At 69.2% G+C, this 19,048-nt stretch carries 24 protein-coding genes; 12 read left to right on the top strand and 12 right to left on the bottom strand.

Translation table 11 applies throughout. The features are described from left to right. Positions 1-8: 8 nt before the first annotated feature. Positions 9-323, top strand: coding sequence for a DUF5789 family protein (locus VYJ16_RS09400; RefSeq protein WP_336350054.1), 315 nt, complete (start codon positions 9-11; stop codon positions 321-323). Between the two features lie 19 nt (positions 324-342). Here the strand turns inward: VYJ16_RS09400 and VYJ16_RS09395 are convergent, their stop codons facing one another. Both VYJ16_RS09395 and VYJ16_RS09390 read right to left on the bottom strand, forming a co-directional pair. Then, complete coding sequence (locus VYJ16_RS09395) at positions 343-885, bottom strand: DUF5799 family protein (protein ID WP_336350053.1); 543 nt, start codon at positions 883-885, stop codon at positions 343-345. Between the two features lie 96 nt (positions 886-981). Further along, entirely contained in the window at positions 982-1,374 is a 393-nt protein-coding gene (locus VYJ16_RS09390; RefSeq protein WP_336350052.1) for an OsmC family protein, read from the bottom strand. Positions 1,375-1,541: 167 nt separating this feature from the next. Here VYJ16_RS09390 and VYJ16_RS09385 point away from each other — a divergent pair, with 167 nt between their 5' ends. Then, positions 1,542-2,027, top strand: coding sequence for a 50S ribosomal protein L11 (locus VYJ16_RS09385; protein ID WP_336350051.1), 486 nt, complete (start codon positions 1,542-1,544; stop codon positions 2,025-2,027). A 76-nt stretch (positions 2,028-2,103) separates the two neighbouring features. Here the strand turns inward: VYJ16_RS09385 and VYJ16_RS09380 are convergent, their stop codons facing one another. Next, entirely contained in the window at positions 2,104-3,729 is a 1,626-nt protein-coding gene (locus tag VYJ16_RS09380) for a sensor histidine kinase (protein ID WP_336350050.1), read from the bottom strand. A 236-nt stretch (positions 3,730-3,965) separates the two neighbouring features. Between VYJ16_RS09380 and VYJ16_RS09375 the strand changes: the two genes are divergently transcribed. The 4 genes from VYJ16_RS09375 (at position 3,966) to VYJ16_RS09360 (ending at position 7,357) form a co-directional block, all read left to right on the top strand. Continuing rightward, entirely contained in the window at positions 3,966-4,607 is a 642-nt protein-coding gene (locus tag VYJ16_RS09375; protein WP_336350049.1) for a 50S ribosomal protein L1, read from the top strand. Next, positions 4,604-5,656 (top strand): 50S ribosomal protein L10, encoded by a 1,053-nt coding sequence (locus VYJ16_RS09370; protein ID WP_336350048.1) that lies wholly within the window; start codon positions 4,604-4,606, stop codon positions 5,654-5,656. Before VYJ16_RS09375 ends, VYJ16_RS09370 begins: the two co-directional genes overlap by 4 nt. A gap of 6 nt (positions 5,657-5,662) precedes the next feature. Next, positions 5,663-6,013, top strand: a complete 351-nt coding sequence (rpl12p, locus tag VYJ16_RS09365) for a 50S ribosomal protein P1 (RefSeq protein WP_336350047.1) — start codon at positions 5,663-5,665, stop codon at positions 6,011-6,013. 120 nt (positions 6,014-6,133) lie between these two features. Beyond that, a complete protein-coding gene (locus VYJ16_RS09360; protein WP_336350046.1) occupies positions 6,134-7,357 on the top strand; it encodes a tripartite tricarboxylate transporter permease in 1,224 nt (407 codons plus the stop codon). A gap of 82 nt (positions 7,358-7,439) precedes the next feature. Here VYJ16_RS09360 and VYJ16_RS09355 read toward each other — a convergent pair whose 3' ends face one another. Then, positions 7,440-7,898: a hypothetical protein gene (locus VYJ16_RS09355; protein WP_336350045.1), complete on the bottom strand. Its 459-nt coding sequence runs from the start codon at positions 7,896-7,898 to the stop codon at positions 7,440-7,442. A 274-nt stretch (positions 7,899-8,172) separates the two neighbouring features. Between VYJ16_RS09355 and VYJ16_RS09350 the strand changes: the two genes are divergently transcribed. Further along, entirely contained in the window at positions 8,173-8,352 is a 180-nt protein-coding gene (locus VYJ16_RS09350; RefSeq protein WP_336350044.1) for an HVO_2753 family zinc finger protein, read from the top strand. Positions 8,353-8,354: 2 nt separating this feature from the next. Continuing rightward, positions 8,355-8,621 carry an elongation factor 1-beta gene (locus VYJ16_RS09345; protein ID WP_336350043.1) on the top strand — a complete coding sequence of 89 codons (267 nt, stop codon included), beginning with the start codon at positions 8,355-8,357 and terminating at the stop codon, positions 8,619-8,621. A gap of 87 nt (positions 8,622-8,708) precedes the next feature. Here VYJ16_RS09345 and VYJ16_RS09340 read toward each other — a convergent pair whose 3' ends face one another. After that, a complete protein-coding gene (locus VYJ16_RS09340; protein ID WP_336350042.1) occupies positions 8,709-9,398 on the bottom strand; it encodes an MBL fold metallo-hydrolase in 690 nt (229 codons plus the stop codon). Positions 9,399-9,578: 180 nt separating this feature from the next. On the opposite strand from VYJ16_RS09340, the gene VYJ16_RS09335 reads away from it, so the two are divergent. From VYJ16_RS09335 to VYJ16_RS09325, 3 genes are all read left to right on the top strand, one after another. After that, positions 9,579-11,285: a TraB/GumN family protein gene (locus tag VYJ16_RS09335; RefSeq protein ID WP_336350041.1), complete on the top strand. Its 1,707-nt coding sequence runs from the start codon at positions 9,579-9,581 to the stop codon at positions 11,283-11,285. Further along, on the top strand, positions 11,282-11,896 hold the full coding sequence (locus tag VYJ16_RS09330) for a metalloprotease (RefSeq protein ID WP_336350040.1): 615 nt from the start codon (positions 11,282-11,284) through the stop codon (positions 11,894-11,896). Before VYJ16_RS09335 ends, VYJ16_RS09330 begins: the two co-directional genes overlap by 4 nt. A 429-nt stretch (positions 11,897-12,325) precedes the next feature. Beyond that, positions 12,326-12,967 (top strand): hypothetical protein, encoded by a 642-nt coding sequence (locus VYJ16_RS09325; protein ID WP_336350039.1) that lies wholly within the window; start codon positions 12,326-12,328, stop codon positions 12,965-12,967. A gap of 61 nt (positions 12,968-13,028) precedes the next feature. Here VYJ16_RS09325 and VYJ16_RS09320 read toward each other — a convergent pair whose 3' ends face one another. The 3 genes from VYJ16_RS09320 to VYJ16_RS09310 form a co-directional block, all read right to left on the bottom strand. Continuing rightward, the gene (locus tag VYJ16_RS09320; RefSeq protein WP_336350038.1) at positions 13,029-13,325 is read right to left on the bottom strand and encodes a DUF8036 family membrane protein; all 297 of its coding nucleotides are present in this window, start codon (positions 13,323-13,325) and stop codon (positions 13,029-13,031) included. 1 nt (position 13,326) lies between these two features. Beyond that, the gene (locus VYJ16_RS09315) at positions 13,327-13,602 is read right to left on the bottom strand and encodes a winged helix-turn-helix domain-containing protein (RefSeq protein WP_227131381.1); all 276 of its coding nucleotides are present in this window, start codon (positions 13,600-13,602) and stop codon (positions 13,327-13,329) included. Between the two features lie 90 nt (positions 13,603-13,692). Next, complete coding sequence (locus tag VYJ16_RS09310) at positions 13,693-15,153, bottom strand: molybdopterin-dependent oxidoreductase (protein WP_336350037.1); 1,461 nt, start codon at positions 15,151-15,153, stop codon at positions 13,693-13,695. A gap of 141 nt (positions 15,154-15,294) precedes the next feature. On the opposite strand from VYJ16_RS09310, the gene purM reads away from it, so the two are divergent. Next, complete coding sequence (gene purM / locus VYJ16_RS09305; RefSeq protein WP_336350036.1) at positions 15,295-16,314, top strand: phosphoribosylformylglycinamidine cyclo-ligase; 1,020 nt, start codon at positions 15,295-15,297, stop codon at positions 16,312-16,314. Between the two features lie 60 nt (positions 16,315-16,374). Here the strand turns inward: purM and VYJ16_RS09300 are convergent, their stop codons facing one another. The 4 genes from VYJ16_RS09300 to VYJ16_RS09285 all read right to left on the bottom strand — a co-directional run bounded on the left by VYJ16_RS09300 (position 16,375) and on the right by VYJ16_RS09285 (position 18,824). Further along, positions 16,375-17,037, bottom strand: a complete 663-nt coding sequence (locus VYJ16_RS09300) for a helix-turn-helix domain-containing protein (protein WP_336350035.1) — start codon at positions 17,035-17,037, stop codon at positions 16,375-16,377. 441 nt (positions 17,038-17,478) lie between these two features. Further along, the gene (locus VYJ16_RS09295) at positions 17,479-17,688 is read right to left on the bottom strand and encodes a hypothetical protein (protein ID WP_336350034.1); all 210 of its coding nucleotides are present in this window, start codon (positions 17,686-17,688) and stop codon (positions 17,479-17,481) included. A 103-nt stretch (positions 17,689-17,791) separates the two neighbouring features. After that, positions 17,792-18,343: a CBS domain-containing protein gene (locus VYJ16_RS09290; RefSeq protein ID WP_336350033.1), complete on the bottom strand. Its 552-nt coding sequence runs from the start codon at positions 18,341-18,343 to the stop codon at positions 17,792-17,794. A 118-nt stretch (positions 18,344-18,461) separates the two neighbouring features. Further along, a complete protein-coding gene (locus tag VYJ16_RS09285) occupies positions 18,462-18,824 on the bottom strand; it encodes a DUF555 domain-containing protein (protein ID WP_227131387.1) in 363 nt (120 codons plus the stop codon). Positions 18,825-19,048 lie beyond the last annotated feature (224 nt).

Below are 19,048 nucleotides of genomic sequence, written 5' to 3'. Positions count from 1 at the left end.
CAGACGGGATGACGGACCACGCAAGCGACCAAGTCGAGTCGGACAGCCCGAACCACGTCCACGACCGGTTCGAGACCGAACTCTCCTTCCCCGCCACTCACAGCGACGTCCTCGACACCGTCGGAGACGTCGAGATCGACCCACCCAACGGTGACCCCGTCGTCGTCGCGACCGTCCTCGAACGAACCGACGAAGAAGCGTACGAGACCGCCACCGCGCTCCACGAGACCGTGCTCGCGAACCTCGACGACGACCACATCGGCCGCAAGCACTACGACGACCGCGCCGCCAACCCGTCGCGCAACGACGAGGTCTCCATCTGACGGCGACGCGTTCGGCGACTCAGGGCGCGTCGTCGAGACGCTCGTCGCCGTCGTCACTCGCCGACTCCGCGGCCGTGCCACCGCTCGCGTCCTCCGCCGCCGCTATCGCGCACACCTCCTCCCAGCGACCCTTCGCTTCGAGGTGGTTCTGGAGTTCGCGGCCGTACTCGCCGGCGAGTTCGCGCGCGGTCTCGGCACGGGCGGCGTAGTCCTCGTCGCTCGACCCGCCACCGCCGAGGCCGAGCGCGCTCTTCACGCCATCGAACAGGCTACCCTTGTTCCCGCCGACGTCGGACTTCCCGCCGCCGGCGCCACCGAGCGCGCCCATCTGCTCCTGGATGTTCTCCAACTCGGGCATGATCGCTTCGAGGTTCGTCGCGTCGCGGTCCACGACGATGCTCGCCCCATCGGGGTTCTCGGGGTCGTCGATGGTGTACTTGGTCGCGCTCATGATGAGACTCCACTCCTGGTTCGAGAACTCCGACCCCGTGACGCGGTCGTTGAACTCCTGGTCGACGGCCATCCGCTCGCCGACGACGCGGTTCGTCCACTCTTCGGTCATACCCACGAATACGCCCACGCGTCCTATCAGGGTTCCGCTGCAATCCGTCGAAAGAAAAGCGTCGTTCGGCCGCGAGTGCGCGCGCCGACCTCGACCTCAGAACGCGTCGCCGGTGAACGAGATGTCGGCGTGGAGGTCTGCCTTCAGGGCGTCGTGGACCTTGCAGAGTTCCTCCGCGCGCTCGACGACCGCCTCGGCCTTGTCGCCGACGTCGCCCTCGACGGCCACGTCGAAACTGATGGCCGCGAGCTTGTCGTCGTCGTTCAGGTCGCCGGTCACGTCGACCTCGACGCGCCCGAGGTCGCCCGCCTGGCGCTGCTCCGCGGCGACGCGGAACGCCGGGACGAAACACGCCGCGTACGTGCTGAGGAGTGTCTCGAGCGTGTCCGGCGCGTCCTCGCCCGTCGCGTCGATCGTCTGCTCGAAGTCGCGGATGCTCGTCGTCGTACTGAACCCTTCCTCGGAAACGGCGTGAACTTGCTTGGACATACACGCACGGCTACACTCGGAACCCGGGTAAGCGTTGCCGTTGCGGAACGCTATCACGCCCCATCTGGGCCGGAAACGGGCGCGCTCGCGACCCGACCGATGCAGCCACGCCGACAGGTCGCCCGCGAAAGGTAAGCGTTAAAACTCGCCCGAGGCTCCTATCGAGTATGGCTGGAACCATCGAAGTGCTCGTTCCGGGTGGACAGGCCAACCCTGGCCCGCCGCTCGGTCCCGAGCTCGGTCCCACACCCGTGGACGTGCAGGCTGTCGTCAGTGAGATAAACGAACAGACGGAAGCGTTCGACGGGACGGAAGTCCCCGTGACCGTCGAGTACGACGACGACGGCTCGTTCAGCATCGAGGTCGGCGTTCCGCCGACCGCGGAGCTCATCAAGGACGAGGCCGGGTTCGACACCGGCAGCGGTGAGCCCCACGAGGAGTTCGTCGCGGACCTCACCGTCGAACAGGTCAAGCAGATCGCCGAACAGAAGCTCACCGACCTGCTCGCGTACGACTCCAAGCAAGCGGCGAAGGAAGTCGTCGGGACGTGCACGTCCCTGGGCGTGACGATCGAGGGCGAGAACCCGCGCGAGTTCAAGAAGCGCATCGACGCGGGCGAGTACGACGACACGTTCCCCGAAGCCGAAGCCTGATTTCAGGCATTCTCTCACTCGTTTCGACGTCGCCACCAGCGATTGCGACGTGCATCCAGTCTCTCCGCATCCAGTCTCAGTTCTCCGCGTAGACCGTCGGGACGTCGATGTGGACGACGGTCCCGTCGTCGCACGTCGTCGTGATGGTGCCGTCGGCACGTTCGACGAGCCAGCGCGCGATCCAGAGGCCGAGGCCTTCGCCGTGGTCGACGGGTGAGGCGTCGAGGCCGCCGGCGAGGAGGTCGCGTTCGATGTCGGGGAGCCCGGGGCCGTTGTCGCTGACGGTGAGGCGGACGCGGTCCTCGCTGTCGCGTGCGGTGATGGCGACGTCGCGGTCCGCAGGCGGTCGGTCGTTGTGGATGCGCGCGTTCTCGACGATCTCCGCGAGCGCGGTGCGGACGGCGTCCCCGTCGGCGACGACGACGTCGTCCGGGACGTCCATGGTGACGTTCGCCGCGGACGGCCCGTCCGCGGCCGCGGTTGCTTCCGCGACCACCGACGAGAGCGGTGCCGGTGCCCGACCGGCCGTCGCCTCGCGGATGCGGCCCTCTATCATCCGCGCGTTGTCACTTATCTCGAGCGTGTCCTGGACGGCGGCCTCGATGGCGGTGGCGTGGGTCTCCACGTCCGCGTCGTCCTCGCGGAGAGACTGCGAGTGCCCGAGCACGAGGTTCATCTCGTTCCTGACGTTGTGCCGGAGGACGCGATTCAGGACCCTGAGCTGACTCTCGCGCTGCTCGAGACGGGTGCCGACGCGGTCGAAGCGCTCGCCGATCTCGTCCCACTCCTCGGTCCCCGACAGCGCCACGTCCACGTCGTACTCGCCGTTCTCGAGCGCGCTCAGGCCAGCGCGGAGGTCCGCTATCTGCTGGATGTTCGTCCGGTACGTCCAGTACCCGACCGCGCCGACCGAACAGAGCACGACCAGGAGCGCGACGCCCTGCACTATCGATACCGTCCGCAGCCGGGTCGTGACTGAGGACCGGTCCTGTTCGACGACGACCACCCAGTCCGTCTGCGCGACCGGTTCCGTCGCACGGAACGTCCGTCCGTCGACCGCCTCGCCCTCGAAGAGCGTCCGCGCGCCCGACCGAACGGTTACGGTCTGCCCGGGGTCGACGAGGTGACTGAGGTCCGAGAACACGCCGTGCTGGTCCTCCTCGGGGTCCTCGAGGTGGATGGCGGCGTTCAGCGTCCCGACGACCGCCGTCCCGTCGCGGATGGGCGTGCTCACGACGACCACGAGGTTCCCGGAGTCCGCGCGGAACGGCTCGCTCACGTACACTCTGCCGTCGAGCGCCTCGCGGACGTACCGGCGGTCGCTCAGATCCGTCCCGAGCACGCGCTCGCGCTCCGTCGCGTTCGTCCCCTCAGCGGAGAACGCCATCACCGTCCCGTTCGCCGCGACGACGCTCGCGCCGTCGAACCGCGACGTCGACAGGAACGCACTCAACGCCTCCTCCTGATGGTCACTCCCGTGGTCGGCGAGCCCGTGCGCTCGCGCACCGACGCGAACCACCTGCTCTTTCGCCTCGAGTTGCGTGTGGAGGTTGTGCGCGACAGTCGCCGCCGTCTCGTTCACGTTCGCACGCTCGCTCTGCACGATGTCGTCCGTGTGGAGCGCGAACCCGGCGTAGACCGTACTCCCGAGGACGACCGAGAGCACGACCAAGAGGCCGACGAGCGTCGTCGACAGTCGCATCTGACCGAATCGACGCGGGACACACATATGAGCGCACTGGGCGATTCACCCCTTCGTCCGCACGCGGGCGAATCACCCCTGCATCCGCTCGTCGACCACGCACGGCCCTGCGTCGCTCTCCCGTGGGTCCAGCACTTCGACGGGTTTAAGAGTCCGTTGGGTCACGTTCCAAGCGAGACAGGCTTCGCCTGTTTCACTGACCCGTAGGAGCACTACGCGTACTACGGAGGTGAACGATGGCAGACCAGGATATAGAGAATGCAGTCTCTCGCGCACTCGAGGACGCACCCGACCGGAACTTCCGGGAGACGGTGGACCTCGCGATTAACTTGCGCGACCTCGACCTCAACGACCCGTCGAAGCGTATCGACGAGTCAGTGGTATTGCCGGCCGGAACAGGCCAAGAGACCCGCATCGTCGTCATTGCAGACGGCGAGACGGGGCTCCGCGCCGAAGACGTCGCCGACGAAGTACTCGACGGCGACGACCTGGCCGACCTCGGAGACGACGACGACGCCGCGAAGGACCTCGCGGGGGAGACCGACTTCTTCATCGCCGAAGAGGCGAAGATGCAGGACGTCGGTCGGTACCTCGGGACCATCCTCGGGCCGCGCGGGAAGATGCCGACCCCGCTCAGCCCCGACGACGACGTCGTCGAAGTCGTCAACCGCATGAAGAACACGGTCCAGCTCCGTTCCGGCGACCGCCGCACGTTCCACACGCGCGTCGGCGCCGAGGACATGACGGACGAGGACATCGGTGACAACATCGACGTCATCATCCGTCGGCTCGAGGCGAACCTCGAGAAGGGCCCGCTCAACATCGACTCCATCTTCGTGAAGACGACGATGGGGCCGAGCGTGGAGGTGCCCGCATGAGCGCCGAAGCGGAGCGCAAGACCGAGAACCTTCCCGAATGGAAGCGCGAGGAGGTCGCTGACCTCGTCGAGACCATCGAGTCCTACGACTCGATCGGTGTCGTCAACATCGCGGGCATCCCGAGCCGACAGCTCCAGGCGATGCGCGCTGACCTCTGGCCGAGCACGGAACTGCGCGTCAGCCGCAACACGCTGCTGGTGCGCGCGCTCGAAGAGGTCGACGAGGGCGTCGAGGACCTGACCGAGCACATCGCCGGTCAGGTCGGTCTCATCGGGACGAACGACAACCCGTTCACGCTCTACAAGACGCTCGAAGCGTCGAAGACCCCTGCCCCGATCAACGCGGGCGAGGTCGCGCCGAACGACATCGTCATCCCCGAGGGCGACACTGGTGTCGACCCCGGGCCGTTCGTCGGCGAACTCCAGCAGGTCGGTGCGCAGGCGCGCATCATGGAGGGCTCCATCAAGGTCACGGAGGATTCGACTGTCCTCTCGACCGGCGAGGAGGTCTCCGACGACCTCGCGAACGTCCTGAGCGAACTCGGCATCGAGCCCAAGGAAGTCGGGCTCGACCTCCGCGCCGTGTTCTCCGAGGGCGTCATGTTCGACCCCGAGGACCTGGACATCGACGTCGACGCGTACCGCGACGACGTCGCCGCGGCTGCCGCGGGTGCCCGGAACCTCTCCGTCAACGCGGTCTATCCGACCGCGCAGACGGCGTCGACGCTGCTCGCGAAGGCGACGGGCGAAGCGAAGTCCGTCGGCCTGCAGGCAGCTATCGAGAGCCCGGACCTCGCGGACGACCTCGTCGCGAAGGCGGACGCACAGGTGCGTGCGCTCGCGGCGCAGGTCGACGACCCCGAGGCGCTCCCGGAGGGCCTGCAGGACGTGGAAGCGCCTGCGGCGGCCGCCGAGGACGCTGCTGACGAGGCCGAGGACGAATCGACTACTGAAGAAGACGATACCGAGGCGGACGCCGAGGACTCCGACGACGACGATGACGACGACGAGGAGGCCGGTGGCGACGCGCTCGGCAACATGTTCGGATAATTCACAATGGAGTACGTTTACGCAGCACTCATCCTGAACGAGACGGGCGAAGAGATCAACGAAGACAACATCACGGGCGTGCTCGAGGCCGCCGGCGTCGACGTGGAGGAATCCCGCGTCAAGGCGCTCGTCGCAGCGCTCGAGGACGTCGACATCGACGAGGCCGTCGCCGAGGCGGCCGCGGTCCCCGCGGGCGGTGCCGCAGCGGGCGGCGCAGCCGGTGGCGACGAGTCCGCCGACGAGGGCGGCGACGACGAGGACGAGGACGTCGAGGAGACGTCGGACGTCCCGGACACGAGCGACGACGACGAGGACGAGGAGGCCAGCGGCGAGGGCCTCGGCGACCTCTTCGGCTGAACGCGCGCTCGATTTCGATTTCGACCTTTCTTTGACGTGCCGACCGGGTAGCGGTAGCTCCGTCCTGTGAACGGCCTGCAAGAGGTGACGTGAGCCAGGTAGCTGTGCGTGGGTTCTTCCGTGAGTGGGCGGCCAGGGTCGGTGATGGTGGGCGTGGACGTCGCCGTGGGGCTCGTGCTGGGTGTGAGCCTCGGGTGCGTGTCGGGGTTGACGCCGGGCGTGCACGCGAACGCGTTCGCGCTCATGCTGGCTGGCGTGGCGCCGTCGATGCCAGGGAGTTCGCTCGCGGTCGGGGTGGCGGTACTGGGTGCGGGCGTGACGCATTCGTTCGTGGACGTGGTGCCGGCGATATCGCTCGGGGTGCCGGATGCGGCGATGGCGGCGACGGCGTTGCCGGGGCATCGACTCGTCCTGGAGGGCCGGGGGCGGGAGGCGCTGCGGGTGTCGGCGCTCGGGAGTCTCGGCGCGTGTGCGTTCGCGCTCGTCGCGGCGTGGCCGGTGACGGAAGCGATGCGCGTGCTCGTCCCGGTCCTGAACGCGCACCTCGCCGTGGTGCTCGTGGTGGCGACGCTCGCGCTCGCGGCGACGGAGCGGTCGTGGCGGCATCGCGGTGCGGCGGTCGTGGTTGCGGCGCTCGCTGGCGGGTTCGGTGCGCTCGCGCTCGACGTCGACGTGTCGGGGCCGCTCGGCGAGAGCGCGCTCGCCGCGATCTTCGGCGGGTTGTTCGGCGCGCCAGTTCTCCTCGACGCGCTGGAGGGCGACGGCGTGCCACCGCAGGGCGACGCCGCCGTCAGGGGGTCGCCGGTCGCGCTCGCTGGCGCGGCGCTCGCCGGCACCGCCGGCGGTGGCGCCGTCGGTTACCTCCCCGGCGTCTCCAGTGGCGTCGCCGCCGTCCTCGCGCTCGCGGTCGTCCCCGGGGACGCCGGCGACCGCGGGTACCTCGCCACGGTCTCCGGCGTCAACACCGCGAACTCGATATTCGCCGTGTTCGCGCTCGTCGCGTTCGGAACGCCGCGGACCGGCGTCCTCGTCGCGTTCGACGACATCGGGGCGCCGCTCGTCCTCCCCGTGCTCGTCGCCGCGGTCGTCGTCGCCGGCGTCGCGGGCGCGCTCGTCGTCGTCACCGTCGGCGACCGCTACCTCGCCGTCGTCGGCGCCGCCGACCAGCGGACCGTCGTCGCGCTCGCACTCCTCGCGCTCGCGCTCGCCGCGTGGACGTTCGGGGGCGTCGTCGGCTGCTGTCTGTTCGCCGTCGCCACCGTCGTCGGCCTCGCCCCCGTGCGCCTCGGCGTGAAACGCGTCCACCTCATGAGCGTCCTCACCCTCCCCATCGCGCTCGGCTGACGCCCGCTCGACGCACAGACGCAACCGGCGGCGCCGCGACGCTCTCGCACGTGCCAGTCCCGCATCGACCGCCCGTAGCCGCTCAGGACCGGCCGTGCCGGATGGTGCCGCCGATAGCCATCGCAGCGAAGAACAACACGACGTCCTTCAGGAGGTACTGTCCCTCCGGCGTCGGTACCAGCGGGAACGCGATGAACGTCACCTCCGGCAGGAGCACGAACGCGAGCAGCGTCCCGGGTATCCGAACCAGGAGCAACGCCAGTGCGACCCGGACCAGCGGCCGGTACAGCATCGCGACTCCAATCGCGACCTCCCACCACCCCAACACCACCACCATCGTCTCCGGCGACCCCCAGTAGACGGTGTGCGCGAGCAACGACGTCGCCGTCTCGTGCCCCATCGGCTTCAGCAACCCGAGCCAGACGAACAACACACCCAGCGAACGTCGATGCAACCGATGCCCGTGCCGCTCGAGGACCCCGACGACTCGAACGTCGACCCGTTCGAACCACGACCGGACCGACCGACGCCACTCGTCCATCCCCAAACATACGCGCCCCAATCACAAATCACTCCCCCAGCACCGACCCGAGAGACCGACCGCACCCCCACCCTCACCCAACCCTCAGCCCAGCAGCCGCCGGACGCTCGTGGAGTCGATTCTACCCTCGCAGGAACCGGCGGCCTGCCGGCCGCCGGACGCTCGTGGAGTCGATTTCACCCACCCCAGGAACCGGCGGCCTGCCGGCCGCCGGATGCTCGTGGAGTCGATTCGAAAGACAACCGTTATACCCAAACGCCTCACACGGTGTTGTATGAGCGAGTCGCAATCAACGGAGCAGCGCCGGTGCATCTCCTGCGGGCTCAACATCGCAGGCACGAACGCCGCGCGCTTCAAGTGCCCCGACTGTGGGGACGTCATCTTCCGATGCGCGAAGTGCCGGAAGCAGAGTAACCTCTACGAGTGTGACGACTGCGGCTTCGAGGGGCCATAACGATGGGGAAGGTCGCCGCGAAGATCAAGGTCATGCCGCAGAGCCCCGAGATCGACCTGGACGACCTCCAGGACCGCCTCGAGGATTCGCTCCCCGAGGGCGCGAAGATCAACGGCGTCGAGCGTGACGACGTCGCGTTCGGTCTCGTCGCACTCCTCCCGACGGTCATCGTCCCCGACGACGCAGGTGGGACGGAAGCCGTCGAGGAGGGCTTCATCGACGTCGAGGGCGTCGAATCCGTCAGCGTCGAATCCGTCGGCCGCATCTAAGCGGCTCCCAGCTTCTTCACCCGTTCTCGCGTCGCGTAGCGACAGCCTCGTCGAGATAGTGAACTCGTCGATTCCGTGACTTCGTCGTCAGTCCTCGAGCGGTTGCGCTGCGAGTTCGGCGATGCGGTCGGTGCCGTCCTCCACGAGGCCGCCGTGATAGCACAGCGTGCGGTCGACGTCGAGGTCGGCGAGCGCGCCGACGGACTCGTGGGCGCGTTCCATGTCGGGCGTGTACTGTGGTTTCGGGCCGTGGAGGCGGTCGTCGCCGTGGTCCGCGACGAGTGCGTCGCCGGCGAGGAGAAGTCGGTGGTCGGGGAGGTACAGCGAGACGTGCCCCGGGCTGTGGCCGGGCGTGTTCACGACGCGCATCGGGCCGGCGGTCGTGTTCAGGGTCTCGTCGCCGACGAGTTCGAGGTCGACTGTCGCGGGCGGGTACCGGTCGCCCTCGGGGTCTGCTTTCACGGGGAACTCGCGGCCGTCGACGTACGGCGCCTCGTCGGCGTGCGCGACGACGAACACGTCCACCTCGTCCTCGAGGGCGGCGAGTGCCCCGGCGTGGTCGCCGTCGTGGTGCGTGAGGACGACGGTCGACACCTCGGCGAGCGCGAACCCGGCGGCGTCGAGCGCCTCGCGGACCTTCGGGACGGCGCCGGGGAGCCCGACGTCGACGAGGACGAATCCGCTCGCGGTCTCGACGGCGACGGGATGGAGTTCGAGCGCGTGGCCGTCGTGCTCGTAGGGGACGGCGAGGTCGTGGACGCCATCGGGGAGTGTCATACGTTCGCGTACGTCGACCAGCGTGGTATCGGTTCGGGTCGCGGCGCCGCCACCAGCGGCTGGTGGTCGTGGAGTTGCGACGTCGAGCGAGTGAACGAGCCCGGAACCACGAGCGGGGAGTGCGTGGGGCGCTGGCACGGTCCGACACGTGTTTATGAGGCCACGCGGTAGCGTGGAGTGATGACTGACGTGGCACCGCCGACGCCGGGGCCGACGGCACCGGACCCGGCGGACGGCGAGGGGAGCGTGCACGTCCTCGGGACGGCGCACGTCTCCCAGGAGTCCGTCGACGAGGTCGAACGGACGATCGACGAGCGACATCCGGACGTCGTCGCGGTCGAGCTCGACGAGGGCCGGTACCGGCAGCTCCGCGGGGAGACGCCAGACGACTTGGATCCGACGGACCTCCTGTCGGGCAATACGGTCTTCCAGTTCCTCGCGTACTGGATGCTGAGCTACGTGCAGGCGCGCCTCGGCGACCGGTTCGACGTGACGCCGGGCGCGGACATGCTCGCCGCGGTCGAGTCCGCGGAGGAACGCGGACTCGGGGTGGCGCTCGTCGACCGCGACATCCAGACGACCATCCAGCGGTTCTGGAAGCGGATGACGTTCTTCGAGAAGCTCCAGACCGCGAGCGGGCTCGCGTTCGGCGCCGCGGACCCGCGACTCGTCGGCGTGACCGTCGGCCTCGTCCTCGGCGTGTTCCTCGCGCCCCTGCTCGGGTTCGGGCTCCCGCTCGCGGGCGTCCTCACCGACGCCGGCCTGCTCTCGGTCGCCACCGGAGGACTCGCCGCTGGCGTCGTCGGGTACGCTTCACTCACCGTCACTGACCGGTACCTCGACGAGTGGACGAGCCTCGTCGCTGCCGCCGCGGTCGGCCTCGGCGTCGGCGCCGCGGTCGCGGTCACGGGCGTCCTCGACCCGTACCTCGGCGGCGTAATCGCCGGCCCCCTCCGGAACCTGCTCGCTGGCGGCTTCATCGGCATCGGCGGCGGTATCGGCGTCGGCGTCGGCCTGGGCGTGCTCTTCGACGCGCTCGGCGTCGGCAGCGGCGAGGACGTCGAGGAGTTCGACGTCGACCAGATGACGGACGCGGACGTCGTCACGGTGATGATGGAGGAGTTCCGCCAGTTCAGCCCCGGCGGTGCGAGCGCGCTCATCGACGAGCGCGACGCGTACATCGCGCACAACCTCGTCGCGCTCCGCGAGAAGGGGTACGACGTCGTCGCGGTCGTCGGCGCCGGCCACCGCGCTGGCATCGAGGAGTACCTCGAGCACCCCGACCGCCTCCCGCCGATGGACGAGCTCGTCGGGACCGAGTCCGGGTCGCGGTTCTCGGTGGCGAAACTGTTCGGGTACCTCATCACGCTCGGGTTCGTCGCGTTCTTCGGCCTCCTCGTCCTCGGCGGCGCGGAGGACGCGTTCCTCCTCCGTTTGTTCGCGGCCTGGTTCCTGTTCAACGGGACGTTCGCGTTCGTGCTCACGAAGCTCGCCGGCGGGCACTGGTCGAGTGCAAGCGTCGCCGGCGCCGTCGCGTGGATGACGAGCCTCAACCCGCTGCTCGCCCCCGGCTGGTTCGCGGGGTACGTCGAACTCCGGAAGACGCCCGTGAACGTCGCGGACATCGGGAAGCTCAACGACATCCTGAACGACCAGGAGTCCCCGCTCATGGACGTCGTCCGGAACCTGTTCGCCGTTCCGCTGTTCCGCCTCATCATGGTTGTCGCGGCGGCGAACATCGGGAGTCTCGTCGCGAGCGTGCTCTTCCCGGTCGTCGTCCTCCCGTGGCTCGCGCCCGAGGTCGGCGGCATCCAGGGCGTCCTCGACCTCCTCGTGCAGGGCGCGGAGAACGGCATCGACATCGTCCGCGGGGTGGTCGGTCTGTGAGGACCTCCAGTACCGAGCTCCGCGACCTCGGGCTCGCGTGGATCGCGCTCAGCGTCGCGTTCGTCCTCCTGCTCTTCCGGAACGCGCTGTTCTCCGGAGAGGTCGTGGTCGTCGCGACGCTCTTCGGGATGTGCGCGCTCACCGCTGGCGTCGCCTTCCTCCTGCACGAGCTCGCGCACAAGGTCGTCGCGCAGCACTTCGGGCAGATAGCGGAGTTCCGCGCGGACTACCAGATGCTCGGCCTCGCCATCCTCTCGGCGATGGTCGGGTTCCTGTTCGCCGCACCCGGCGCGGTCTACCATCGCGGGAACATCACGCCGAAGCAGAACGGCCTCATCGCCATCGCCGGCCCCGTCACGAACCTCGTGCTCGCCGGCGTGTTCTTCGCGCTGTTCGTCGTCGCACCCGGCGACGGCCTGCTGTCGACGGTCGCGAGCCTCGGCGTCTGGATAAACGCCTTCCTCGCGGGCTTCAACATGATTCCGTTCGGGCCGCTCGACGGGAAGACGGTGAAGGACTGGAACCTCGGCGTGTTCGCGGTCGCGTTCGCCGTCATGGGCGGCCTCGCCGCGCTCGTCCTGTTCACGGACGTCGTCCCGATCGCGTTCTGAACGCGCCGCCCGCGACGCGGGCGTCTCGGACGCTCTCGACGCGCCTCTCAGTCGTCGACGAGCGGGTCGACCCGACGGGGTCGACGCCGGCCCTCGCGGAGTCGGAGGGGTTATCCGTGCCCGGGAGAGAGAACGGGTGACGGCACGGACGGGGAGCCCCTTTCACCTCGCGTGGTTCGCCACTCGGGGCCGGCTCGCCGGCCTACCCCGTCGCTCTACACTCCAGAGCGACGGCCATCGGCGTCCTTCGGCGGTTTCGACAGGGTGATGACATGGCCTCGTCGCGGTCACTTCGGCAGACGCCGACGGAGTGGACGGAGGGAGTGATGGACTCGCCTGGTCAGCCCGACGCTCGGACGACGGGAACGACGGCGACTGTCGTCGTGGAAAGCCAGTGTCGTAATGACGTGGACGGTCGAAGGCGTTCGTGTGGTCCGCACGGGAGTCGGTGCGTCGGCGGCGACTGGTGCTCGCGTCGCGAGCGCGCTCGCCGTCCTCGCGGCGGCCGTCGCCGCGGGCGTCTCGCTCGGGGTCGGCCCGCTCGCGGACGCGTTCTTCGCGGCGACGGTGCTCGGAATCGTCTCGCTCGTCGTCGTCGCGGCCGTCGGCGCCTGGACGACCCGGCCGACGGTCGCGTGGTTCGGCGCGCTCGCCGTCGCTGCCGTCGTGGTCGTCGGCCGCTGGTCGGCAGGGGTGTTCATCGTCCCCGCGGCGCTCGCTCTCCTCGCAGCCGCCGCGACCTCCCAGCGCGCGCGCCGCCGGGAGCGCGACCGCGACGGCCCGGATGACTCGCCAGCCTGGCCGGTGCTCGTGGGTCGGGCGCTCGCCGGGGCCGCCGCGCTGGCCGTGGGCGCGACCCTCCTCTACCTCGGGGCGTTCGTCCGCGAGCTGTTCGCCGCAGGCTGCGCTCGCGAGACGCTCTCGTGCGCGCTCGCCGTGACGAACTGGGACGCGGTGGCGTTGACGGCGCTCGGGGTCCTCGCGGTCGCGGTCGGCGGTTCGCTCGTCTGGAAGCAGGCGTTCCGCGCGTCCCTCGCGGCATGGGGACGGCGGGGCTCGAACGACGACTGAGGTGCGCCAGCGTTCGACGTCGACGGGGCGACCTCGGGTGCGCGACGACGTGACGCGGCGGTCACTTCAGCGTGACCCACGTCAGGAAGACGAGGGCGACGAACTGGAGGCCTCGGAGTGCGGCGACGGCCTGGTGGACGACCGGGTCGCCGCTGTACAGCATGTTCGTCGAGAAGAAGAAGTAGAGCGCGGTGACGTTCTCGAGGAGCATGACGAGCGAGAACGCGACGAGCCCCGCCGTCATCGGGGTCCTGAACGTCCGGTAGTTACGCACCCACACTGCGGTGAGGGTGGCTAGCAGTACGGCGTTCAGCGCGGAGAACGCACTCGCGACGACCAGCAGGGTACTCATTGCCATATTAGTCCATCTCCTCCGTGATCCGCTCGAATTCCTCGCGGTGATGCTCGAACCGGTCGGTGAGGAAGTACATCGCGCCGTAGTCCTCGCCGCCCTTCTCGACGACGTCGTGCTCCAGCAGGGTGTCGAGGTGGTAGCGGACGGTGTTGTAGTCGAGGTCGACGACCTCCGACAGCTGGTTCGCGTTCCGCGGTCGGTCCTCGATGGCGCGAATGATCCGTACGCGGCTCTGGCCGCCTCGCGTTCCGACCAGGAGGTACCAGAGCGCCTTCTCCATTCCTGTCTGTTTCCGGTATCGAACACATCGGTTAAATCACCGTCGCATTCCGCGGTCGCGCGCACCGTCGACGCCGGCGTCGGCGCGCGGTCACGGCCTGACCTCTCGACTGACCCACCCCGTGGGCCCGCTCGGGTACGACCGGGACTCTTCGCGGGGCTGGAGGCGGCCGGTCCCGTCGGTCGCGCGGACGACGACCTCGGTCGGGCCGTCGAGGTCGAGCGTCGCCTTCCACTGGCGCCAGACGTCGTCGCCCGGGAGTGGCTCGGTGAGGTCGGCGTCCGTCCACGTCTCGCCGTCGTCGGTCGATACCTCGACGCGGTCGATACCTCGGGTGCCGGCGTACGCGGGCCCGGCGACGGTGACGCGGCCGTCGCCGTGACGTTCCACCGCGTGAAGTTTCGCGACCGTCTCCACGGGACCGGTGCCCTGCCAGCCTTTCTTCTCCCAGTAGCCGTCGACGGCCTCGTCGAGGAACTCGATCTCGGTGAGCCACTTCGCGTTCGTCTCCCCCCAGTGGCCGGGAACGAGCGCGCGCACCGGGAACCCGTGGCCTTTCGGGAGTTCCTTCCCGTTCATGCCGTACGCGAGCAGGCCGCCGCGGAGCGCCGCCAGTGGGAACTGGACGTGGTAGCCGTCGGCGGCACGCAGCATCACGCACTCGCAGTCGCCCTGGGGTTCGACCTGGTCGAGGAGCGCGTCGGTGGGGGTGCCCGTCCAGACGGCGGTGTCTATCTTCTCGCCGTTCAGGTCGTCGCCGACGCACCGGAGCGTGTTGTACCGGTTCTCGGTGGGGAGCGCGCGGAGTTGCGCCATCGTGAACTCGCGTTCGGCGTCGACCGCGCCCGTGATCGAGACCGTGTGCGTGGCGGCCTTGCGCGACGGGTCGATGGCGTTGATGTCGACCTCGTAGTGCGCGCGGCGCGTGGAGACGAGGCCGCCGAGGCCGTCGACGTCGAACGAAGCGGTCGCGGCGGCGTCCAGCATCTCCCGTGGTTCGCTGCCGCCGACGTCCGCGGCGGATTCGGGCGTACGAAGGACACCGACCGCGGATCCGAGTGCGGCGAGCGCGGAGACGCTCGCGACGAGTTCGATGCTGCGGCGACGGTCGAGGTCGACGGTCGACCCAGATGACCGGAGTGCGGCGATGGCGACGGGGACGCTCGCGCCGACGCCGGAGCCGATGGCGGCGAGCGGCGTCGCGGTCACGGCGTACGCGAGCAGGGCGACGGTGCCGCCGGTCGCGGTGACGGCCGCGACTTTCGTCTCGGCGCGTCGGGCGACGGCGAGGCCGCCGAGTGCGACCGCGGCGAACGCGCCGACGGTGAGCGCGACCGCGAGCGCGAGATGCAGGAGGTGGCCGGTGCTCCCGAGTGTCTCGATGCTGAACGTGACGAGCGCCGGCGGCGTCGCGTTCACCACAGCGGCGTCGACGCGACCGAGCACGAGCCGGTTCGTCGCGAACCCGACGGCAGCGACGTTCCCGGCGACCGCGAGCACGCCGGCGGCGACGGCGACGAGCGCGTCGTCGCGAGAGAACGAGCGAGTCATGCTGACTGAACGGAAGGCATCTCCCGGTCAAGAGGGTTTTCCGGGTTCTCTCTAGAATCCGTTCGAGATTCCGCCCGCACTCGGTCGCGGACTGTCCGGGATTCCGACGGACCTATGTGCTGGCCGGGCGGGCGTTCACGCATGACCGAAGACGCGGCCGGCGAGGACGCGGACGCGACCGAATCGAGCGAGGACGGCGAGGGGATGACGTACGCGGACGCGGGCGTCGACGTCGAGAAGAGCGAGGACGCGACCGCTGCGCTCCTCGACGCGGTCGGGAACGTCGTCGAGACCGAGTACGCCGGACTCCTCGACATCGGCGACCAGTTCCTGTCGCTCGCGACCGACGGCGTCGGCACGAAGCTCCTCGTCGCGGAGGCGCTCGGCGATTACTCGACGGTCGGTATCGACTGCATGGCGATGAACGTGAACGACCTCGTCGCCGCGGGCGTCCAGCCGGTCGCGTTCGTGGACTACCTCGCGGTCGACGAGCCCGACGAGGGGTTCGCCGAGCAGGTCGGCGAAGGCCTCCGCGTGGCCGCAGAGCGCGCGGACGTCTCGCTGCTCGGTGGCGAGACCGCGGTGATGCCCGAGGTCGTCTCCGGGCTCGACCTCGCGGGGACCGCTGCGGGGCTCGCGGACAAGGACGACGTGTTCGACGGCGAGGCCGCGGTCGGCGACGAACTCGTCGCGTGGCCGTCCTCGGGCATCCACTCGAACGGGTTGACGCTCGCTCGGAAGGCCGTTCGCTCGGAGTACGAGTACGACGACCCGTTCCCCGCCGACCCCGAGAAGACCGTCGGCGAGGTACTCCTCGAGCCGACGCGCATCTACACGGACCTCCTCGCGCCGATGCGCGAGCACGACGTCCGGGCGGCGGCGCACGTCACGGGCGGTGGGTGGCGGAACCTCTCTCGGATGGGCGACCATCGCTACGAGATAACGGACCCGTTCCCCGCGCAGGACGTGTTCGCGGTCGTGCAGGAGCTCGGGAACGTCGCGCCCCGCGAGATGTACGAGACGTTCAACATGGGGACCGGGTTCGTCGCGGCGGTCCCGGAAGGCAGCGGGGAGGCGCTCGCGGATGCGACCGAGGACGGGCGCGTCATCGGCGAGGTCGCCGAGGGAGACGCGGTCGCCGTGCGCGGGATGGAACTCTAGGGCGTCGAGGTCGTCGCGACGAAGGACGGTCGCGTCGAGGTCGACGCGTGCGAACGCGCGCTATCGCTTGTTCTCGCCGCCGTGCTCGTTCAGGACCTTCTTCAGGACGCGGTTCGCGCCGCGTCGAACGCGTTCGCTCGCGGCTTGCTGGCTGATGCCGAGGTCGGCGGCGACGTCCGAGAGCTTCCCGCCGCGAGGCACCTCGAAGTACCCGTGTTCGACGGCGCTGACGAGCGCGTCGTGTTGCTCGTCGGTGAGCCCGAGTTCGAACGCGCCCTCGGGGTCCTCCTCGAGGGTGTAGATGCGGTCGACGTGGAACTCGAGACCTTCCTCTTGACAGCTGTTGTGGAAGTCCCGGAGGCCGACGTGGTCGCGGAACCGGAGGTTGAACACCCATCGTTCGTTCCCGTGTGCCTGGAGGATGGTGGCGCCGGAGCTCTCGAGGATGCGCGTGAGGTTCGTGACCGTATCGTGCCAGATGACGTGATAGAGCACGCGGTCGTGGACGTGACTGAGCGCCTCCAGTGACTCCACGAGTTCGTTCCGTCTGACCGCGTGCTCGAACGCCTCGAAGTCGGGGGCTTCCGCCCAGAAGTACGGCATGATGTCGCGGCCGGTCGGGACGACGCGCTCCAGTTCGATGTGCACGCCATCGAGGACGCTCGTGACGCGTCCGAGGTCGAACGCGTCCGCGTCGATAGTGAGTTCCACGATGACTGCCATAGCTACCTGAACGCGGACTGCGGGTATAAACACGTGTATCGAACAAGCACGGCGACTTCCCGTGTCCCGAACTGCGATACGACCGTCGGCGGACGTCGACCGTGGTCTCGGTGCAGGACGCGGAACCCGGGAAGGGGGGAATCGGTGCCGTGCGCCCGCACCGGCTACGAGCGAGGTCCGCCGACGCACCCGAAGGGAGGGCGAGGCACCGCGTCGTCGTGCCCGCAACGGGTCCAGCACCGACGCGAGCGCGGCGACGCCCGACCGGGTGATGCGAACGCGGGGACGCCCGACCGGGTGATGCGAACGCGGCGACGTCCTGCCCCGACGTCGCCCGTCACTGCGGCTCGACGGTGACTTCTCGGCGACGACCGCCTCGCAGTGCCGACGTCCGCGATGCGATGGCGCCGGTCACCGTGCGTCGGCGGTCGCGACCGTCGCTCACTCCGTCGGGCCGTGGAGGTGGTGGACGTACCGTCGGACGAGGCCGCCGCCGACGACCAGTGCCGCGCCGAGTCCGAACAGGGGGAGCGTGGAGGCGACGAACGCGGGCGTGAGGTCGTTCCGTGCCGCGAGCGCGTACAGCAGGACGAACGCGCCGACGATGACGACGATACCGGCGGCTCGCCTGCTCGTCGATTCGGAGACCATGAACGACGATTACCGACGGTGATACTTAGGGTGTGCGTTCTCGCCCTGGATGGACTCCCGGTCGCGCGACGCGACGAGTGGTCGAAAGCGCCGGGCGGGCCGCTCAGACCGAGAGGTGCGTGGCGATGTCGGCCTCGGTGACGATGCCGACGAGCTGCCCGCCGTCCTTCACGATGACGGCGTCCTGGTGGTCGAGGTAGTTGTCGACCTCGTCCACGGTCGCCTCGGGCGCCACCGTCGCGAACCCCTCGTTCATGACGTCCGCGACCGGAAGGGATTCGACGTCACGGTCCTCGCGGTGCTCGCGGATGTCGCTGTTCGAGATGATACCGACCGGCGTTCCCGTCTCGTCGACGACCGGGAGCTGACTGAACCCGGCCTCGCCCATGATGTCGATCGCGCCGGCGACGCTGTCGTCCATCCGTACGGTGACGACGTCGACGTGCATGATGTCGCGCGCTCGCCGTATCTCGCCTTCGGCCTCGTTCAGCGCTTCGACGATGCGGCGGAGCGTCGAGAGCCGCGGGTCGACGTCGCCGCCCTCGATGCGTGCGACGAGCGGCTGGGAGACGTCGGCGGCGTCCGCGAGCTCGCTCTGCGTGAGGTCGAGCGCCTCCCGGCGCTCCCGCAACTCCTCCTCCGTCGGCAGTTCCATACCCGAACGGGATTACCCGAAGTAATAAAAGTGTTGTCGGTCGCGAGCGACTCCGACCGCGCCCGAACACCTCGCGACCGACGAGACCGCGGCCTCGACCGGAACGCCACGCGCCCGATTACTCGTCGTCCTCGTCCTCCTCGGTGAGGACCGTCTCCACGACCGAGAGCGGGACGTCCCGCAGCGCGCCGCCGACCTCGCTCTTCGCGATGCGCTTCGCGTGCTCCTCGCTGTCCGCGTTGAACACGTCCATCTCCAGCAGGAGGCCGACGAGCGCGGTGTCCGCGGCGACGAACGCGCTGTCGAAGACCTCGGCGCACGCCGGACACTGCGTGCCGCCGACGTTCACTTCGACGTACTCCTTCCCCGAGTCGTTCAGTCGCTTCCCGGCTTCGCTGACCGCAACCCCGATGGCGTCCTCGACGTTGTCGACGTCACGAACCAACCACGCGGCTTCCATCGCAACGAGGTAATTGCTCATACCAACCCGTGTGGGTTCGAGCAAGGCTAGGTTTGCGGTTCGTCCGCCCCCACGGGCCGGCGTGGCGTGCCACGGCCTCCCGTCGGCGCAGCCGTGGACATTCGGATCACTCCCTCGACGCGCGAGGTCGTCGGTCGCGTCACGCCCACCGACCAGAGCGCTCGTCATTGCGTAAGTTATGGCGATGCCACGGCGACGAGGGGTGAACGACCGTGGTTGGCGCG

This window comes from Halorubellus litoreus (assembly GCF_037081675.1).
GTDB lineage: Archaea > Halobacteriota > Halobacteria > Halobacteriales > Natrialbaceae > Halorubellus > Halorubellus litoreus.
Note: the sequence above shows the minus strand (reverse complement) of the source record. Positions and strands in the feature narration are given on the sequence as shown.

Excerpts from the sequence above, each read along its gene's own strand:
- VYJ16_RS09345 (WP_336350043.1), top strand. The coding sequence starts at position 8,355 with ATGGGGAAGGTCGCCGCGAAGATCAAGGTCATGCCGCAGAGCCCCGAG.
- VYJ16_RS09310 (WP_336350037.1), bottom strand. The coding sequence starts at position 15,153 with ATGACTCGCTCGTTCTCTCGCGACGACGCGCTCGTCGCCGTCGCCGCC.
- VYJ16_RS09340 (WP_336350042.1), bottom strand. The coding sequence starts at position 9,398 with ATGACACTCCCCGATGGCGTCCACGACCTCGCCGTCCCCTACGAGCAC.
- rpl12p (WP_336350047.1), top strand. The coding sequence starts at position 5,663 with ATGGAGTACGTTTACGCAGCACTCATCCTGAACGAGACGGGCGAAGAG.
- VYJ16_RS09370 (WP_336350048.1), top strand. The coding sequence starts at position 4,604 with ATGAGCGCCGAAGCGGAGCGCAAGACCGAGAACCTTCCCGAATGGAAG.
- VYJ16_RS09355 (WP_336350045.1), bottom strand. The coding sequence starts at position 7,898 with ATGGACGAGTGGCGTCGGTCGGTCCGGTCGTGGTTCGAACGGGTCGAC.
- purM (WP_336350036.1), top strand. The coding sequence starts at position 15,295 with ATGACCGAAGACGCGGCCGGCGAGGACGCGGACGCGACCGAATCGAGC.
- VYJ16_RS09290 (WP_336350033.1), bottom strand. The coding sequence starts at position 18,343 with ATGGAACTGCCGACGGAGGAGGAGTTGCGGGAGCGCCGGGAGGCGCTC.
- VYJ16_RS09385 (WP_336350051.1), top strand. The coding sequence starts at position 1,542 with ATGGCTGGAACCATCGAAGTGCTCGTTCCGGGTGGACAGGCCAACCCT.
- VYJ16_RS09350 (WP_336350044.1), top strand. The coding sequence starts at position 8,173 with ATGAGCGAGTCGCAATCAACGGAGCAGCGCCGGTGCATCTCCTGCGGG.
- VYJ16_RS09285 (WP_227131387.1), bottom strand. The coding sequence starts at position 18,824 with ATGAGCAATTACCTCGTTGCGATGGAAGCCGCGTGGTTGGTTCGTGAC.
- VYJ16_RS09375 (WP_336350049.1), top strand. The coding sequence starts at position 3,966 with ATGGCAGACCAGGATATAGAGAATGCAGTCTCTCGCGCACTCGAGGAC.
- VYJ16_RS09300 (WP_336350035.1), bottom strand. The coding sequence starts at position 17,037 with ATGGCAGTCATCGTGGAACTCACTATCGACGCGGACGCGTTCGACCTC.
- VYJ16_RS09400 (WP_336350054.1), top strand. The coding sequence starts at position 9 with ATGACGGACCACGCAAGCGACCAAGTCGAGTCGGACAGCCCGAACCAC.
- VYJ16_RS09390 (WP_336350052.1), bottom strand. The coding sequence starts at position 1,374 with ATGTCCAAGCAAGTTCACGCCGTTTCCGAGGAAGGGTTCAGTACGACG.
- VYJ16_RS09395 (WP_336350053.1), bottom strand. The coding sequence starts at position 885 with ATGACCGAAGAGTGGACGAACCGCGTCGTCGGCGAGCGGATGGCCGTC.
- VYJ16_RS09315 (WP_227131381.1), bottom strand. The coding sequence starts at position 13,602 with ATGGAGAAGGCGCTCTGGTACCTCCTGGTCGGAACGCGAGGCGGCCAG.
- VYJ16_RS09380 (WP_336350050.1), bottom strand. The coding sequence starts at position 3,729 with ATGCGACTGTCGACGACGCTCGTCGGCCTCTTGGTCGTGCTCTCGGTC.
- VYJ16_RS09335 (WP_336350041.1), top strand. The coding sequence starts at position 9,579 with ATGACTGACGTGGCACCGCCGACGCCGGGGCCGACGGCACCGGACCCG.
- VYJ16_RS09320 (WP_336350038.1), bottom strand. The coding sequence starts at position 13,325 with ATGGCAATGAGTACCCTGCTGGTCGTCGCGAGTGCGTTCTCCGCGCTG.
- VYJ16_RS09295 (WP_336350034.1), bottom strand. The coding sequence starts at position 17,688 with ATGGTCTCCGAATCGACGAGCAGGCGAGCCGCCGGTATCGTCGTCATC.